General features: G+C 64.5%; 13 protein-coding genes. 4 read left to right on the forward strand and 9 right to left on the reverse strand.

The annotated features are described in order from the left end of the window. Window positions 1–131 precede the first annotated feature (131 nt). Window positions 132–2327 carry a catalase/peroxidase HPI gene (katG, locus tag NKI31_RS23635; protein WP_352652662.1) on the reverse strand — a complete coding sequence of 732 codons (2196 nt, stop codon included), beginning with the start codon at window positions 2325–2327 and terminating at the stop codon, window positions 132–134. 140 nt (window positions 2328–2467) lie between these two features. Here katG and NKI31_RS23640 point away from each other — a divergent pair, with 140 nt between their 5' ends. Beyond that, window positions 2468–3376: a hydrogen peroxide-inducible genes activator gene (locus NKI31_RS23640; RefSeq protein WP_352652663.1), complete on the forward strand. Its 909-nt coding sequence runs from the start codon at window positions 2468–2470 to the stop codon at window positions 3374–3376. Window positions 3377–3481: 105 nt separating this feature from the next. On the opposite strand, the gene NKI31_RS23645 is transcribed toward NKI31_RS23640, so the two are convergent. The 5 genes from NKI31_RS23645 to hisS all read right to left on the reverse strand — a co-directional run bounded on the left by NKI31_RS23645 (window position 3482) and on the right by hisS (window position 10169). Further along, complete coding sequence (locus NKI31_RS23645) at window positions 3482–4585, reverse strand: calcium:cation antiporter (protein ID WP_352652664.1); 1104 nt, start codon at window positions 4583–4585, stop codon at window positions 3482–3484. Between the two features lie 94 nt (window positions 4586–4679). Next, window positions 4680–6440 carry an AMP-binding protein gene (locus NKI31_RS23650; protein ID WP_352652666.1) on the reverse strand — a complete coding sequence of 587 codons (1761 nt, stop codon included), beginning with the start codon at window positions 6438–6440 and terminating at the stop codon, window positions 4680–4682. A 234-nt stretch (window positions 6441–6674) separates the two neighbouring features. Next, window positions 6675–7376, reverse strand: coding sequence for an ATP phosphoribosyltransferase (gene hisG / locus NKI31_RS23655; RefSeq protein WP_352652667.1), 702 nt, complete (start codon window positions 7374–7376; stop codon window positions 6675–6677). Continuing rightward, the gene (locus NKI31_RS23660) at window positions 7373–8491 is read right to left on the reverse strand and encodes an ATP phosphoribosyltransferase regulatory subunit (protein ID WP_352652668.1); all 1119 of its coding nucleotides are present in this window, start codon (window positions 8489–8491) and stop codon (window positions 7373–7375) included. Before NKI31_RS23660 ends, hisG begins: the two co-directional genes overlap by 4 nt. A gap of 172 nt (window positions 8492–8663) precedes the next feature. Beyond that, the gene (hisS, locus tag NKI31_RS23665; RefSeq protein ID WP_352652669.1) at window positions 8664–10169 is read right to left on the reverse strand and encodes a histidine--tRNA ligase; all 1506 of its coding nucleotides are present in this window, start codon (window positions 10167–10169) and stop codon (window positions 8664–8666) included. Window positions 10170–10371: 202 nt separating this feature from the next. On the opposite strand from hisS, the gene NKI31_RS23670 reads away from it, so the two are divergent. Beyond that, complete coding sequence (locus tag NKI31_RS23670) at window positions 10372–10614, forward strand: hypothetical protein (protein ID WP_023732340.1); 243 nt, start codon at window positions 10372–10374, stop codon at window positions 10612–10614. A 127-nt stretch (window positions 10615–10741) separates the two neighbouring features. Here the strand turns inward: NKI31_RS23670 and NKI31_RS23675 are convergent, their stop codons facing one another. Then, entirely contained in the window at window positions 10742–11380 is a 639-nt protein-coding gene (locus tag NKI31_RS23675) for a DNA-3-methyladenine glycosylase I (protein WP_352652670.1), read from the reverse strand. A gap of 210 nt (window positions 11381–11590) precedes the next feature. Here NKI31_RS23675 and NKI31_RS23680 point away from each other — a divergent pair, with 210 nt between their 5' ends. Both NKI31_RS23680 and NKI31_RS23685 read left to right on the forward strand, forming a co-directional pair. Then, window positions 11591–12337 (forward strand): L,D-transpeptidase, encoded by a 747-nt coding sequence (locus tag NKI31_RS23680; RefSeq protein WP_352514656.1) that lies wholly within the window; start codon window positions 11591–11593, stop codon window positions 12335–12337. Window positions 12338–12608: 271 nt separating this feature from the next. Continuing rightward, window positions 12609–13529: a bifunctional 5,10-methylenetetrahydrofolate dehydrogenase/5,10-methenyltetrahydrofolate cyclohydrolase gene (locus NKI31_RS23685; protein WP_352652671.1), complete on the forward strand. Its 921-nt coding sequence runs from the start codon at window positions 12609–12611 to the stop codon at window positions 13527–13529. Window positions 13530–13533: 4 nt separating this feature from the next. Here the strand turns inward: NKI31_RS23685 and glcF are convergent, their stop codons facing one another. Then, window positions 13534–14859 carry a glycolate oxidase subunit GlcF gene (glcF, locus tag NKI31_RS23690; protein ID WP_352652672.1) on the reverse strand — a complete coding sequence of 442 codons (1326 nt, stop codon included), beginning with the start codon at window positions 14857–14859 and terminating at the stop codon, window positions 13534–13536. 4 nt (window positions 14860–14863) lie between these two features. Continuing rightward, the gene (locus tag NKI31_RS23695) at window positions 14864–16075 is read right to left on the reverse strand and encodes an FAD-binding protein (RefSeq protein ID WP_352652673.1); all 1212 of its coding nucleotides are present in this window, start codon (window positions 16073–16075) and stop codon (window positions 14864–14866) included. Window positions 16076–16200: the final 125 nt, after the last annotated feature.

The raw sequence follows: 16200 nt of genomic DNA on the forward strand, positions 1-16200 counted from the left end.
GGCGGGGCGGGGGGGGGGCGAAGGGGGGGGGGCGGCCCCCCCCCCACCATTCACCAAAATCCACTTCTCCCCACCCCGCCAAACCCGCGGGGGGGGGCGGCGCCCCCCCCCCCTTCGTTTGGGAGGTTGTATCAGGCAGCGATGTCGAAACGGTCGGCGTTCATCACCTTGGTCCACGCCTTGACGAAATCGCCAACGAATTTCTGCCCGGCATCCGCCGACCCGTAGACCTCGGCCAGCGCGCGCAGCTGCGCATGCGAGCCGAAGATCAGGTCGGCGCGTGTGGCGGTCCACCTGACTGCGCTGGTCTTGCGGTCGCGTGCTTCATAGACCTCATGCGAGCCCGGCTCGGAGGCCGGATCCCAGATGGTGCTCATCGAGAGCAGGTTGACGAAGAAGTCGTTCGTCAGCGTGCCCGGCCTGTCGGTCAACACACCATGCTTCGAGCCGCCGGTGTTGGCGCCGAGCACGCGCAGGCCACCAACCAGCACCGTCATCTCCGGCGCCGTCAGGTTGAGCAGTTGCGCCCGGTCGACCAGCATGGCTTCGACCGACATCGGCGGTTTGCCCCTGACATAGTTGCGGAAGCCGTCAATTTTCGGCTCGAGCGCCGCAAAGGAATGGACGTCTGTCTGCGCCTGCGAGGCGTCGGTGCGGCCGGGCGTGAAGGGAACCTTCACCGCATTCCCGCCATCCGTTGCGGCTTTCTCGACCGCGGCGACGCCGCCGAGCACGATGAGGTCGGCCAGCGAGACCTTCTTGCCGCCTGCGTTGAACTCGTTCTGGATGGCTTCGAGCTTCGCCAGCACGGTAGCCAGTTCGACAGGCTGGTTGACCTCCCAGTCCTTCTGCGGCGCCAGGCGAATGCGCGCGCCATTGGCGCCGCCGCGCTTGTCGGAGTTGCGGAAGGTCGAGGCCGAGGCCCAGGCGGTCGAGACCAATTGCGAAACGCTGAGGCCCGAAGCCAGGATCTTGGCCTTCAGCAATGCGATGTCCTGGTCGCTGACCAGCTCATGGTCGACGGCCGGAACCGGATCCTGCCAGATCAGCTCTTCCTTCGGCACCAACGGGCCGAGATACCGCACGACCGGCCCCATGTCGCGATGGGTGAGCTTGTACCAGGCACGGGCGAAGGCATCGGCGAACTGCTCCGGATGCTCATGGAAGCGGCGCGAGATCTTCTCATAGGCCGGGTCGGCCCGCAGCGCGAGGTCGGTGGTCAGCATTGCCGGCGCATGACGCTTCGAGGGATTGTGCGCGTCCGGCACCGTAACCGCGCCAGAGCCGCCCTTCGGCGTCCACTGATGGGCCCCGGCCGGGCTCTTGGTCAGCTCCCATTCGAAGTTGAAGAGATTGTCGAAGAAGTTGTTGCTCCACTTGGTCGGCGTCGTCGTCCAGGTAACTTCGAGGCCGGACGTGATCGCATCGCCGGCAATGCCGGTGGCATGCTTGCTCGACCAGCCGAGGCCCTGCGCCTCGATGCCCGCGCCTTCCGGCTCGGCGCCGACCAGTGTTGCATCACCGGCGCCATGGGTCTTGCCGAAGGTGTGGCCGCCGGCGATCAGCGCCACGGTTTCCTCATCGTTCATTGCCATGCGTCCGAAGGTCTCGCGGATGTCGCGGGCCGAGGCCAGCGGATCCGGCTTGCCGTTCGGCCCTTCCGGGTTGACGTAGATCAGGCCCATCTGCACCGCGCCGAGATGGCCGTGCAACTCACGGTCGCCGGAATAGCGCTTGTCGTCGAGCCACTTGGTTTCCGAACCCCAGTCGACATCCTGCTCGGGCTCCCAGACATCGGCGCGGCCACCGGCAAAGCCAAAGGTCTTGAAGCCCATCGATTCCAGCGCGACGTTGCCGGTGAGAATCAACAGGTCGGCCCAGGAGATCTTGCGGCCGTATTTCTGCTTGACCGGCCACAGCAGCCGGCGCGCCTTGTCGAGATTGGCGTTGTCCGGCCAGCTGTTCAGCGGCGCGAAACGCTGCTGGCCCGCACCGGCGCCACCCCGGCCGTCGCCGATGCGATAGGTGCCGGCGCTGTGCCAGGCCATGCGGATGAACAGCGGCCCGTAATGGCCGAAATCGGCCGGCCACCAATCCTGCGAATCCGTCATCACCTTGTGCAAATCCTCGATCACCGCGTCGAGGTCGAGCGTCTTGAACTCCGCAGCGTAGTCGAAAGCTTCGCCCATCGGGTCCGAAAGGCTCGACTGCTGGTGGAGAACGCCGATGTCGAGCTGGTTCGGCCACCAGTCGCGGTTGGTCCTGGCGGAGGTTCCATGCGCGACCGGGCATTTGCCGGCGCTGTTGTCGTCGGTCATCGCGTCCATCTTGGCCTCCGAATTGCTGATTTATGTGTTGTTTTTTCCGGGCCGGCCGGGAGCCGCGCCACTCTGGAATGGTTCCAGACTAAGCCGTCTCTTCGATAAAAACAAATTGCCTTTCCTGTTTGTTGCGATAGGTTTTCCTTATGATTGGCTTGACCGTGCGGCAGATGCAATATTTCGAGGCTTTGGCGCAAACGCTGCATTTCGGCCGCGCCGCAAAACTCGCCGGCGTCAGCCAGCCGGCGCTGTCCGCGCAGATCGCCGAGATGGAGCAAAGGCTGAACTGCCGGCTGTTCGAGCGCGGCGGCAAGACGGTGCGGATGACGGAAGAGGCGCAAGCGCTGCTGCCACGCATCGAGCGCATCGTGCGCGATATCAGCGACGTCGAGACGACGGCCCGGCGCGGCCGCCCGGCCATGGAAGGCCGCTTCCGGCTAGGCATCATCCCGACCGTGGCGCCGTATCTTTTGCCGCATGTGCTCCCGGAACTGAAACGGCATTTTCCGTCCCTGCAGCTCGAACTGCGCGAAGCAGTCACCGCATCACTGGTCGAGGACACGGCAAGCGGACGGCTCGACGCCTTCATTGCCGCGCTGCCGCTCGACCAGCCGGGCCTGGTCACCGAGGAACTGTTCGCCGACCGCTTCTTCCTCGCCGTGCCAGCCGGAGATCCAGCCTTCGCCTCGCCACCGGTGCCGCCGGAAAGCCTGGCGCTGGAGCGGTTGATGCTTTTGGAGGAAGGCCACTGCCTGCGCGAACAGGCGCTGGCCCTGTGCGGCAGCGTGCGTCCCGTAGCGATGGCAAGCTACGGCGCCACCAGCCTGACGACGCTGCTGCAGATGGTGGCGCATGGTCTCGGCGTCACGCTCATCCCGGAAATGGCGGCGAAGCCGGCCAGCGCCATGCCGGACCTCAAGATCGTGCCGTTCCAGGAGCCAATGCCGCAACGCACGATCTGCCTCGCCTGGCGCCGCAACAAGGTGCGGCATGATGAGTGCGTCGAGTTGGCGAAGATCATTCGCGGACTGGATGGGGTGGTGATGGGGGTGTGAGTCGTTTGGGTCTTGGATGTCGCCTTGGGAACCCCCGAAAAGCTCAAATCAGGCGCGTTCGAGAATACCCGCCTTGATGGTTGGTCGCCAGATCTAACCAAAGCCTCAAGGGACAAATACCAGAAATACATACGTAAAAAACACAACGGCATGGACGATTCCGGTCAGGAAGGTCGTCCTTTCGTTGCTAAAGCTTACGCTGCATATGAAAAGCGCTAAAACCAAAAGTACGGCGTCAGCTTCCGGGAGCCCCAGGGTCAACCCTCGTCCCGTAAGCAGGCTGGCTGCTGCGACCGCAGGTATCGTCAAACCAATCGTGGCGCAAGCCGAACCCATTGCGACATTCAGGCCGCGCTGCAGCTCATTGTTGAGTGAAGCGCGAACCGCCGAAATGGCTTCCGGCATCAAAACCAGACCCGCGATCATTGCCCCCACAATGCTGTCAGCCTGGGTCACCTGGTAAGCAACGAGCGCATTTTCAACACTTGCGGCGACCTGCTCGGCGAGCATGACAATTCCGATCAGTCCGATTACCAGGAGCAGAGCGCTGGAAGAGATGCTTTTGGGAGGGGCGGTTCGCGCCGAAAGGTCGTGTGCCGGTCCTTCGATGAAATCGTCCCGGTGCCGGACTGTCTGCGCGAACACAAAGCTTGCATAGAGCAGCACGGAAAGAACGCTTACCAGGCCAAGCTGAGCTGCCGAAAATGTGCCGGGATCGGTGGTCCGCGTGTAGGTCGGCAGGATAAGCGTCATGACGGTCAGTGCGGCCAGAACCGCCAGATATGCGCTGGTCCCTTGCCGGACAATTGCCTGCTTGCGATGCCGCCAGCCGCCAAACGTGAGACACATTCCGACAACGCCGGTGGAGGCAATCATCACTGTCGAGAAGACCGATTCACGTGCAAGCGTGGGGTTGTTCTCTCCATGCAGCATCATGGAAACGATGATCGACACTTCGATTGCCGTCACGGCAAAAGTCAGCACCAATGTGCCGTAAGGCTCCCCCACACGGTGGGCCACCGCCTCGGCGTGATCGAGCACCACGAAAATAGTGATGAACATGATCGCACTCGAGAGCGCTCCGACGAGAATCCTGACGCTCGGCGAACCTTCGTCCACCGATAGCCCGCTGACTCTGACCGCAACGGCCAGTGCCAGCGCGGCCAAAGGCATCGCATAGGAAGTCGCTGATCGTGCGAAACCAGTCATTCAAGCCCCAATGCGTTCGGCGAACCTTGCGGAAGCCTGTCGAGCACCCCAATGTCGTTTCGAAGCCGGCAGTCCTGTCCCCGGCGTTCAACCCTCAAGCCGTCTTCTGCACCACCAGCCCCAGTTCCTCCACCATCGCCTCGCGCATCAGAAACTTCTGCGGTTTTCCCGTCACCGTCATGGGCAGTTCGGTGCGGAAGCGGATGTAGCGGGGGATTTTGTAGTGGGCGATCTGGCCGGCGCAGAAATTCTTGATCTCCTGCTCGGTGGCGATCTGGTTGGGCTTCAGCACGATCCAGGCGCACAGCTCCTCGCCATATTTGGCGTCGGGAATGCCGAACACCTGCACCTCCTTGACCTTGGGATGGCGATAGAGAAATTCCTCGACCTCTCTGGGATAGACGTTTTCGCCGCCGCGGATGACCATGTCCTTGACCCGGCCGACAATGTTGCAATAGCCCTCGGAGTCGATGGTGGCGAGATCACCGGTGTGCATCCAGCCGTCGGCGTCGATCGCCTCGCGGGTTTTTTCCGCGTCGTCCCAGTAGCCTTTCATGACGGAATAGCCGCGGGTGCACAGCTCGCCCGGCGCGCCGACGGCGACGGTGGCGCCCTCGGCGTCGATGGCCTTGACCTCGACATGCGGATGGATGCGGCCGACAGTGGAGACGCGTTTTTCCAGCGGATCGTCGACGCTGCTCTGGAACGAGACCGGGCTGGTCTCGGTCATGCCGTAGGCGATGGTCACCTCTTCCATATGCATCAGCGTCACCACCTTCTTCATCACCTCGATCGGGCATGGTGAGCCCGCCATGATGCCGGTGCGCAGGCTGGAGAGATCGAAGCTGGCGAAGTCCGCATGGTCGAGCATGGCGACGAACATGGTCGGCACGCCGTAGAGGCCGGTGCAGCGTTCCTGCGCCACCGCCTTCAGCGTCGCGCCGGCGTCAAAACCCTCGCCAGGAAACACCATGGTCGCGCCCTTGGTGACGCAGCCCATCGTGCCCATCGACATGCCGAAGCAGTGGTAGAGCGGCACCGGGATGCAGAGCCGGTCGTCGACGGTGAGCTTGATCGCAGCGGTGACGAAATTGCCATTGTTGACGATGTTGGTGTGGGTCAGCGTCGCGCCCTTGGGCGCGCCCGTCGTGCCTGATGTGAACTGGATGTTGATGGCCTCGCCCGGCTTCAGCCCTTCGGAGATGCGGTCGAGGCTGTCATGCTCGTCGCGGCCGGCCATCGACAGCACGTCGGCGAAATTGAACATGCCGGGCGAGTTGTCGTCGCCCATGCGAATGACGATCTTCAGCGTCGGCAATTTCTGCGCCTTGAGCTTGCCGGGGGTGGCCTTGGCGAGCTCAGGCGCCAGCGTCTCGATCATGCCGAGATAGTCGGAGGTCTTGAAACTGGCGGCGGTGACCAGCGCCTTGCAGCCGACCTTGTTGAGGGCATATTCCAGCTCCGTCAGCCGGTAGGCCGGGTTGATGTTGACCAGGATCAGGCCGATCCGAGCGGTGGCGAACTGGGTGACCAGCCATTCCCAGCGGTTGGGCGACCAGATGCCGACACGGTCTCCTTTGTCGAGGCCAAGCGCCAGGAAGCCGGCGGCGAGCGTATCGACCGTGTCCGACAATTCGCTCCAGGTGAAGCGCTTGTCCTGTCCGACGAAGACGGCAGCATCCTGCGTGGCGTATCTGCCGACCGTGTCGGAGAAAAGCTGAGGGATCGTCTTGTCGAGCAGCGGCACCGAACGGTCGCCCGACACATGTGCCCGGCCGTCGAGCGGAGCGATGAAAGCCCTGCCGCGCCCGCGCAGATTGGTGGCGTTCTTGAGCTCGTCGAGATTGATCGCCATCGCCGTTTCCTCCCGGGATATGGCGAGCCTATCAGCCTGATGGGATGGTGGAAAGTAGAGGCGGTTCCCCTCCCCCTCGCGGGGAGGGTGCCTCGCGAAGCGAGGCGGGTGGGACCCTCGGCGAAGTGCTCGACTTCCTTGCTCACGGTCGACCCGGCTTGGGTCGTCTCGCGTCGAGCACTGCCGGAGCGACCCCACCCGTCCATCCGCCTTTGGCGGCTGTCCACCCTCCCCTCAAGGGGGAGGGAGCGCGCTCATCTTCGCGGCTATTTCCCGCACTAGCGCCTCATCCGCAGCAGCACGATCTTTCCTGGCAGCCACGAGGCAGGCCTGCGACTTCAGCACAACCCCATCGGCCAGCACCTTGAGATGGTTGGCGCGCAGGGTCGAGCCGGTGGTGGTGATGTCGACGATGACATCGGCAAGGCCTGCCGCCGGCGCGCCTTCGGTGGCGCCGAGGCTTTCGACGATGCGGTAGACCTGGATGCCGTGCTTTTGCGAGAAGAACTGCTGCGTGAGCCGCCAGTATTTGGTTGCGATCCTCAGCCGCCTGCCGTGGCGCTGGCGGAAATCGGCGGCGACATCGTCGAGATCGGCCATAGTATCGACGTCGAGCCAGATGCCGGGCACCGCGACCACGACATCGGCATGGCCGAAGCCGAGGCGAGCGACGAATTCGGCGCGCGCCTCCCAGTCGGCGAGGTTTTCGCGCAGCAGATCCTCGCCGGTAATGCCGAGGTCGACCGAACCGTGCCCAATCTCGCCGGCGATTTCGGACGCCGACAGGAACGCCACCTCGATGCCCTCGGTGCCGTCGATGCGGGCGCGGTACTGGCGCTCATCGCCGGGCAGGCTGACGGCAAGCCCGGCCCTGGCCAGTACCTCCAAGGCCTGCTCCTTGAGCCGGCCTTTCGATGGGATCGCCAGCGTGATCATTGCGGCTCTCCCCGCAGCGCTTCGATGCGGTCGAGCCAGACGGAGAAGCCGACGCCGGGGATCGGCGTCTTGGCGCCGAGCAGGGTCAGCAGCCGGTCGTAGCGACCGCCGCCGGCCAGCGGCCGCTCGCCACCAAGTGCTGCGATCTCGAAGACGATGCCGGTGTAGTAATCCAGCGGACGGCCGAAGGCAGCGTCGTAGCGGATCGTCTTTGCAGGCAGGCCATGTGCCTCGATGGCTTTGGCGCGGGCGGCGAATTTTTCCAGCGCCGCGCCCAGCGAAAGCCCGGCACCAGCGGCGAAGCTTTCGAGCGCAGCGCTGGCGCCATCTAGTGGCACGTCGATGGCGAGAAAATCCCTGAGCGCCGCAAACGCTTCGTTCGACAGCCGCACGCTGCGCAGTTCGGCCTTTTCGATCAGCCGCCGGGCAATGTCGGCGGGCGCGCGTCCGCCGGATGCCAGCAGGCCGGCCTCTTCCATGCCGCCGGCAATGTGGGCGGAAAGCGCTTCGAGATCGCCATCGAGGACACGGGCCGCGACTTCGCCGTCAAGCTGACCGTTGCGCGGCGGGTTGGCGAGATCGGACAACGCTGCCTGCAGCATCGGCGCCGAACCGAAGGCGCGCGCAAGTCGCATGCGCCAGCCGCGCGGCAGGCCGAGGGCCGCCAGCACCGCCTCGAAGATGGTCTGGTCGCCGAGCGTGATCGCAAGAGGTTGCGCCGGCAGCACCAGCTGCAGCAGCGCGTGCGCATCGGCCAGCGAACGCGCATCGGCCTTGGCCGTATCGCGGTCGCCGAGATCCTCGATGCCGGCCTGAAAGAACTCGTTGCCGCCCTCGCGGCGCTGGCGGAACACTTCGCCGAGATAGGAATAGCGGCGCGGCGTGCCGGCCTGCGAGGCGATGTGGTCGAGGCAGACGGGGATGGTGAATTCGGGCCGCAGACACAGCGTCTTGCCGGTCTCGCTTTCGGTCAGAAAGATGCGGCGGCGCAGATCCTCGCCGGCCATGTCGAGGAATGGGTCGGCCGGCTGCAGCACCGCGACCTCGACCGCATGGGTGTTGCGGGTGGCGAAGAGCTTGGTGATTTCCGTGGCGATTGCGGGGCGGGAGGTCATGGGCGGCGCGAGGCACCCCCCTCTGGCCTGCCGGCCATCTCCCCCTCAAGGGGGGAGATTGGCAGCTTTAGCGTCGGATTGTTTCCTGCAGCGATGAAGATTTGCGAAAGCGCCGATGACATCCAATCTCCCCCCTTGAGGGGGAGATGGCCGGCAGGCCAGAGGGGGGCGTTCAAGCGCCACCCTTCGAACGGTCAGCGGCCTGCGCAGCCAAAATCTTCTTCACCTCGGCGACCAGCTCAGCCTCCGCCACCGTGACCTGTGCCGGCCTTGCGGCGCGCCATTCGGCGTTGTCGGTGATCTCTGCCGACATGCGCGCGCCCTCGATCAGATCCTTGATCTGCAACTCGCCCTTGGCGCGCTCGTCGCCGCCCTGGATAACGGCGACCGGGCTGCCGCGGCGGTCGGCATATTTCAGCTGCGCCTTCATGCCGGCGCCGCCGACATACATTTCGGAGCGGATGCCGGCCGCGCGCAGATCGGCCACCATCTTCTGGTAGCGACCGAGGCTTTCCGTATCCTTGTCCATCACCAGCACGACGACCGGCGCGATGACATCGGTGGTGTCCAGCTTGCCGAGGTTCTTCAGCGCCGTCATCAGGCGGGAGACGCCGATCGAAAAGCCGGTCGCCGGCACCGGCTCGCCACGGAAGCGCGAGACCAGCCCGTCATAGCGGCCGCCACCACCGACCGAACCGAAGCGCACGATCTGGCCGTCTTCGTTGGGGATTTCGGCCAGAAGCTCGGCCTCGAAAACCGGGCCGGTGTAGTATTCGAGGCCACGAACGACGGAGCGGTCCATGGCGATGCGATCTTCGCCATATCCGGCCGCCCTGACCAGGGCTTCAATCGTCGCGAGCTCGCTGACGCCTTCTTGGTAAGTCGGGTTCGAGCTCACTATGGAAACCTGGTCGACCTGTGCGTTCCTTGCCGTGGCGAGGAGAACTGCTTCAGCTTGCCCGTCGTCCAAACCAGCGCCCTTGGCGAAGTCGCCCTCGCCTTCCTTGCCGCCATCCCATCGGCCCGGCCCAAGCAGAAGCTTCACGCCTTCCGGCCCGAGCTTGTCCAGCTTGTCGATGGCGCGCAGCACGGTCAGCCGGCGGCCGGCATTGTTGTCACCGCCAAGGCCGATCGCCTCCAACACGCCGTCGAGCACCTTGCGGTTGTTGACGCGGATGACGTAGTCGCCGCGCCTGATGCCAAGCGCTTCCATCACGTCGGCCATCATCATGGCCATCTCGGCGTCGGCTGCGACGCCCGGCGTACCGATCGTATCGGCGTCGAACTGCATGAACTGGCGGAAGCGGCCCGGGCCGGGCTTTTCGTTGCGGAACACCCAGCCGGAGCGGTAGCTGCGATAGGGTTTCGGCAGCTTCTCAAAATTCTCGGCGACGTAGCGCGCTGTCGGCGCAGTCAAATCGTAGCGCAGCGACAGCCACTGCTCGTCATCGTCCTGGAAAGAAAATACGCCCTCATTAGGCCGGTCCTGGTCGGGCAGGAACTTGCCGAGCGCATCGGTGTATTCGATCAGCGGCTGCTCGGCCGGCTCGAAACCGTAGAGCTCATAGACCGAACGGATCGTCGCCATCATCTTCTCGACGGCGCGGATGTCTTCCGCGCTGCGGTCGGCAAAGCCGCGCGGCAGCCGCGCTTTCGTCTTTTCCGATTTGTCGGCCATGGGATGGGTCTTTTCGCTTAGTAATCGATGACTTGTTTGGAGTGGGCGTGTCCTAACCGAAGCGGCTTTGTGCGGCAAGGGTTTGCGCTTTTTCCTTCTCCTCCGAAACAAAACGCACCAAAAGGAAACAATTCCGCCATCGGCGCGGCATCGTGCCGACACAATCAGAGCCGATAAGCGCGCCGAAACAAAGGGTTGGGCCATGACTGCGGCACACAAGTTCGACATCAGAGACGACGGCCTGCATGAAGTTCGACTGCGGCCGGCCGAGAACCGTGCGCCGGTGACGGCGAGCCTCGGTCCGTTCGAGGTCACCGCCGACGAGCGCAAGCGTTCTACCATGCGCGAGGCGCTGATGACTGGATTGCTGGTGATTTATCCGACCTTTGCGGCACTGGCGGCGATTGTCGCCGGGCTTTTTCTGACGGGCGCCAGCGGGACGTGAGTTCCTTACCCTCCCCCTTGTGGGGAGGGTCGACGCGTAGCGTCGGGGTGGGGGTGCAGCGCCAAGATACCCCCACCCGCGCCTTCGGCGCGACCTCCCCACAAGGGGGAGGTAGGGGGACAGCGCCCTACTTCGGCCTCTTAAAGGCCTTGCGTTCCTTCTCCACCTGCTCCCGGCACACGCACCCTTCGAGATGGTCGTTGACCAGGCCCATCGCTTGCATGAAGGCATAGACCGTCGTCGGTCCGACAAAGCTCCAGCCGCGCTTTTTCAACTCCTTCGAAATCCTGATCGAAACCGCTGTCGTTGGGTTGGCGCGCAGGTGGGCGAGGTCGACGATCTCCGGCCGCTCGTCCGGCCCCGGTTCGAACTTCCAGAACCAGGCGGCCAGCGAGCCGAATTCATCCACCATTTCGCGCGCGCGTTTGGCATTGTTGATGGTCGAGACGATCTTGCCGCGGTGACGGATGATGCCGGCATTGGCGACCAAGCGCTCGACATCCTCGTCGGTGAAGGCGGCGACCTTGTCGAAGTCGAAACCGGCGAAGGCCTCGCGGAAATTCTCGCGCTTGCGCAGAATGGTCAGCCAGGACAGGCCGGACTGAAAGCCTTCGAGGCAGATTTTTTCGAACAGCCTGCGGTCGTCGGCGACCGGCCGGCCCCATTCATGGTCGTGGTAGTGCAGATAGTCCGGCAGATTGCCGTGCCAGAAGCAGCGCGTGATCCCGTCGGAGCCGGTCAAAAGGCCGGTGTTGTCTTGTGCCATGGCCAATCCATTCGTTGACGCGCCTGCGCGCTGCATTTACCGCGGCTTTACCAGATTCCTGAACCCGGCGGTAACCACACCAAAAGGTTTACTGACAAAGCGGCATTTTACGCATTCCGATTCATGTTTCGGTTGCCGCTTCGCGCCAAGGATCGCGCAACCGGAGGCAAGTTCCCGCCTCCGCCCGTTCGACGATCAAGGTGCGTTCCGATGAAGATGTTTTTGCGTTCCGTGCTCGGCGCCGCGGCCATTCTGGCCGCCGGCGTCACTTCCTCCGCCGCCGGCGACCGCTATGCCGACAGGCCGCCGGTGATGGTGAGTCCCGACCTTTCCGCACCCTGGGTGCTGCAGCTCGGCCGCGCGCCCGGCATTGTGCGGCAGAGCAGCCGCCAGGTGATCCAGCAGCCGCGCATTCGCTATGCGCAGCCGGCGCGGCCTGACCGGGTGCGCACCGCTTCCCTGCAGGCGCCGGCCAAGCGCGTGGTGATGCGGCCGCAGATCAATCCGCTCTATCTGCCGCAGGAAGTCGCCTATGACGGCCCGCAGAGGCCGGGCACGATCGTCATCGATACGACGCAGAACTTCCTGTTCCTGGTCGAGAAGAACGGCAAGGCGCGGCGCTATGGCGTCGGCACCGGCAAGCCTGGCTTCGAATGGTCTGGCACGCACAAGATCACCAACAAGCGCGTCTGGCCGGACTGGCGCCCGCCGGCGGAGATGATCAAGCGCGAGGCCGCCAAGGGCCGCTACCTCCCGACCTATCTGGCCGGTGGCGAAGAGAACCCGCTCGGCGCCCGCGCGCTCTATCTCGGCACGACGGAATACCGCATCCACGGCACCAACCAGCCATGGACCATCGGCGGCTCGGTGTCTTCCGGCTGCATCCGCATGCGCAACGAGGACGTGGTTGACCTTTACGAGAGGGTCAATGTTGGAACGACCGTGGTCGTGATATAGTCGGCTACCGAATCATCTGGTCCAGAAGGTTAGACCTTCAGGATCGGGCAGAGTTTACGGGGGACGGGGCGTGTGGGGATGCGGCCAGTCAGGAAAGGGCAGCCCGGGAAACCGCGCTGCCCTTTCTCTTTGCGGCTATAGCTGAGCCAGGCTGCGCCAGAACGTCGCGCCAGGGGGATGACGGTTCGCTTTCACGCTGCCTTGCCGCATTTCCCCTGCTATAGGGACGGCCAAACTCCCCTGCGCCAAACTCCGCTGCAAAGGTCCAGCCATGTCTCCGCCAGACGATAGCCGCTATCTCCGGGGCGGCCCGGTCGCCCAGCGCATCATGGCATCCGTGCGCGAGGATGCCGCCATCGCCACCGCCGAAGGTTTTCCGCCCAAGCTGGTGTCGATCACCGTCGGCGATACCGCTGCCGTCGATGTCTATGTGCGCAACCAGCGCGCCAAGGCCGCCCTTGCCGGCATCGGTTTCGAGGAGCGGCGGTTCCCCGCCGACATCAGCGCAGGCGAACTCGAGGCGGCGATCCATGGCCTGAACGCCGACCCGCGCGTCACCGGCATCATCATCCAGCGGCCGGTGCCGGCGCATATCCCGATCAAGACGCTGCAGGCCGCGGTGCATCCGCTGAAGGATGTCGAAGGCATGCACCCGGCCTCGATCGGCAACATCGTCTACAATCAGCTCGACCTCGCACCTTGCACGGCTGCTGCCTCGGTCGAGCTGCTGAAGGAAACCGGCCTCGATCTCAAGGGGCTGGAGGTCGTCGTCGTCGGCCATTCCGAGATCGTCGGCAAGCCGATTGCCTTCCTGCTGATGAGCGAAGGCGCAACGGTGACGGTGTGCCATCACATGACGCGCTCGGTGGCCGCCCATGCGCGCCGCGCCGACGCACTGTTCGTCGCCGTCGGCAAGCCCAGGCTGATCAAGGCCGACATGGTGAAGCCCCGTGCGGCCGTCATCGACATCGGCATCAATTCCGAGATCGGCCCGGACGGCACGAGCCGCATCGTCGGCGACGTCGACACCGAGAGCGTGAAGGAAGTCGCGTCCTGGATCACGCCGGTGCCCGGCGGCGTCGGTCCGATCACCGTGGCGATCCTGCTGCGCAACACAATGGTTGCGCTCAGCCGCCAGCGCGCGCGCTACCAGGCGACATATGGCGTGGTGGACCGGCTGGCAGCGGAATAGCTGCTTACTCGGCGGCGACCAGGTTTCCTTCGGAGACGCCCTCCGGCTTCGGACCACCATAGGCCCAGTCGAGCAGCTTGATCGTGTGCACCACCGGCAGCTTTGCAGCCGAAGCGATCTGGGTGATGCAGCCGATATTGCCGGTGGCAACGATCTCCGCGCCGGTGGCCTCGATGTTTTTCACCTTTCGGTCGCGCAGCTTCTCCGAAATCTCCGGCTGCAGGATGTTGTAGGTGCCGGCGGAGCCGCAGCACAGATGCCCCTCGCGCGGTTCGCGCACGACGAAGCCTGCCTTGGACAGCAATTCCTTCGGCTGGCGGATGATCTTCTGGCCGTGCTGCATCGAACAGGCGGAGTGATAGGCGACGACGGTGCCGGGTTTGCGCACCGGCTCGGGCAGGTCGAGGCTTGCGAGATATTCGGTAATGTCCCTGGCCAGCGCCGAGACCCGCGCGGCCTTGTCGGCATAGGCCGGATCGAGGCGCAGCATGAAGCCGTAGTCTTTGATCGTTGTGCCGCAGCCGGACGCGGTGATGACGATGGCATCGAGCCCGCCCTGGTCGATGGCACGCGTCCACGCATCGACATTCTGCCGGGCCGAGGCAAGGGCTGCTGCCTCGCGGCCCATATGATGGACCAGCGCGCCACAGCAGGCTTCGCCCTGCGGCACCACGACCTCGACGCCAAGCCTGGTCAGCAATGCAATCGTCGTCTCGTTGATGGCGGGGTCGAGTACCGATTGGGCGCAGCCGGTGAGGATGGCGACGCGGCCTCTCTTCGTCCCCTGCCCGGCATGGACGCCGGAAGAGGCCATTGGCGAGGCCGTCGGGATCGAGGCCGGCGCCAACTTCAGCATAGCACCGAGCGGCTTCAAGGCTGGGACCTTTTCGAACAGGCCGATGAACGGCTTGCCCAATCTCGCCAGCTTCAGCGCGGCGCGAAAGCGCGCGGGGTAAGGCAGCACTAGGGCCAGCATGGCGCGGATGAGCCGGTCGAGCAGCGGCCGCTTGTAAGTTTCCTCGATATGGGCGCGGGCATGGTCGACCAAGTGCATGTAATTGACGCCCGACGGGCAGGTCGTCATGCAGGCGAGGCAGGACAGGCAGCGGTCGATATGGGTGACGATCTCCTTGTCGGCCGGGCGGCCATTCTCCAGCATGTCCTTGATGAGATAGATGCGGCCGCGCGGCGAATCCAGTTCGTTGCCAAGCGTCACATAGGTCGGGCAGGTGGCGGTGCAGAAGCCGCAATGCACGCATTTGCGCAGGATCTTCTCCGATTCCGCGACATGCGGATCAGCAAGCTGGGCAAGGGAGAAGTTAGTTTGCATTATCTTAGCCTTGGGCCATGCGGCCGGGATTGAGGATGGACTTGGGATCGAACTCGGCCTTGAGCCGCGCCGACAATGCGGCCTTATGCGGTGCCTGCGGCTCGAACACCGGAACGGCGGTGCGATGCGAAGGGGTGGCGCGCACCAGCGTCGCGTGGCCGCCGCCGTGCTTTTTGATCAGCCCGCGCAGCAGGGCGGCCTCGGGATCGCCCTCCTCCATGCGCAGCCAGACCAGCCCGCCCTGCCAGTCGTAGAAGGCGCTGACACCGATCTGCATGCGCAGCGTCAGCACCATCTGATGGGCCTGAGACGGCGCCATGGAGACGCGCCAGACCGGCTTTTCGCTACGGTCGGCGAATGGCGTGCAGTCCCTTATGTCACGCCAGAGGGTATGCGAGGCCTCGCCTGCAATCTCCTGCAGCGGGCCCGCATTTTTGAGCAGGGTTTTCAGTGCCTCGATGCGGTAGGCGACCGAAGGGCCGAAGCCTTCGACGCGCAGCAGCGTTGCGGCGTCGGCCCCGAGACTGCCGCCGGCAACGCGCGCGGCGGTGCGCTCGGGCAGATGGGCGGCGCTCGACACTTCGGCGCTGGAGCCGAGCGCCAGCGCCATGGCGGCAGAGGCGGCATCGTCGAGTAGGCCGCGCATGGCAAGCGTCACCTCGGTCTCGGCCGCCGGCAGCACCTTGAAGGTGACATCGGTGAACACGGCCAGCGTGCCCCAGCTGTTGGCCATCAGCTTCGACAGATCGTAGCCGGTGACATTCTTGACGACGCGGCCGCCGGACTTGAAAGCCTCGCCGCGTCCGGCAACCGCATTGATGCCCAGAATATGGTCTCGCGCAGCCCCCGCCTTCAGCCGGCGCGGACCGGACAGGTTCGCCGCGAGCACGCCGCCGATGGTGCCCTTGCCGGGCTCGCCGCCGAGTAAAGGACCGTAATCCATCGGTTCGAAGGCGAGCTGCTGGCCGTTTTCGGCGAGCAGGTTTTCGATCTCGGAAAGCGGCGTGCCGGCCTTGGCCGACAGCACCAACTCGGCCGGCTCGTAGAGCGTGACGCCGGTGAGTTTTGAGAGATCGAGCGTGTGTTCGCTCTGCTGTGGCCGGCCGATGCGGCGCTTGGAGCCGTGGCCGATGATTTCCAAAGGTGACTCTTCCGCGGCCGCCCATTGGACGATGGAGAGGGTCTCGGCCGATGTGGTGGGAGTGAAGGTCGTCATGGCGAAGATGGGTCGAGTTCCTTCGCGCCCCCCTCTGTCCTGCCGGACATCTCCCCCTCAAGGGGGGAGATCGGAAGTCGCGTCCGATTTCGCCAATCTCCGACCTTGAAGGAGGGGTAAGGCGC

Origin of the sequence: Mesorhizobium sp. M0659 (assembly GCF_040320605.1) — a bacterium.
Taxonomy (GTDB): Bacteria; Pseudomonadota; Alphaproteobacteria; order Rhizobiales; family Rhizobiaceae; genus Mesorhizobium.

What these genes read in the sequence shown, in the direction of transcription:
- katG (WP_352652662.1), bottom strand. Translation starts at nt 2,327, where the DNA reads ATGGACGCGATGACCGACGACAACAGCGCCGGCAAATGCCCGGTCGCG.
- NKI31_RS23640 (WP_352652663.1), top strand. Translation starts at nt 2,468, where the DNA reads ATGATTGGCTTGACCGTGCGGCAGATGCAATATTTCGAGGCTTTGGCG.
- NKI31_RS23645 (WP_352652664.1), bottom strand. Translation starts at nt 4,585, where the DNA reads ATGACTGGTTTCGCACGATCAGCGACTTCCTATGCGATGCCTTTGGCC.
- NKI31_RS23650 (WP_352652666.1), bottom strand. Translation starts at nt 6,440, where the DNA reads ATGGCGATCAATCTCGACGAGCTCAAGAACGCCACCAATCTGCGCGGG.
- hisG (WP_352652667.1), bottom strand. Translation starts at nt 7,376, where the DNA reads ATGATCACGCTGGCGATCCCATCGAAAGGCCGGCTCAAGGAGCAGGCC.
- NKI31_RS23660 (WP_352652668.1), bottom strand. Translation starts at nt 8,491, where the DNA reads ATGACCTCCCGCCCCGCAATCGCCACGGAAATCACCAAGCTCTTCGCC.
- hisS (WP_352652669.1), bottom strand. Translation starts at nt 10,169, where the DNA reads ATGGCCGACAAATCGGAAAAGACGAAAGCGCGGCTGCCGCGCGGCTTT.
- NKI31_RS23670 (WP_023732340.1), top strand. Translation starts at nt 10,372, where the DNA reads ATGACTGCGGCACACAAGTTCGACATCAGAGACGACGGCCTGCATGAA.
- NKI31_RS23675 (WP_352652670.1), bottom strand. Translation starts at nt 11,380, where the DNA reads ATGGCACAAGACAACACCGGCCTTTTGACCGGCTCCGACGGGATCACG.
- NKI31_RS23680 (WP_352514656.1), top strand. Translation starts at nt 11,591, where the DNA reads ATGAAGATGTTTTTGCGTTCCGTGCTCGGCGCCGCGGCCATTCTGGCC.
- NKI31_RS23685 (WP_352652671.1), top strand. Translation starts at nt 12,609, where the DNA reads ATGTCTCCGCCAGACGATAGCCGCTATCTCCGGGGCGGCCCGGTCGCC.
- glcF (WP_352652672.1), bottom strand. Translation starts at nt 14,859, where the DNA reads ATGCAAACTAACTTCTCCCTTGCCCAGCTTGCTGATCCGCATGTCGCG.
- NKI31_RS23695 (WP_352652673.1), bottom strand. Translation starts at nt 16,075, where the DNA reads ATGACGACCTTCACTCCCACCACATCGGCCGAGACCCTCTCCATCGTC.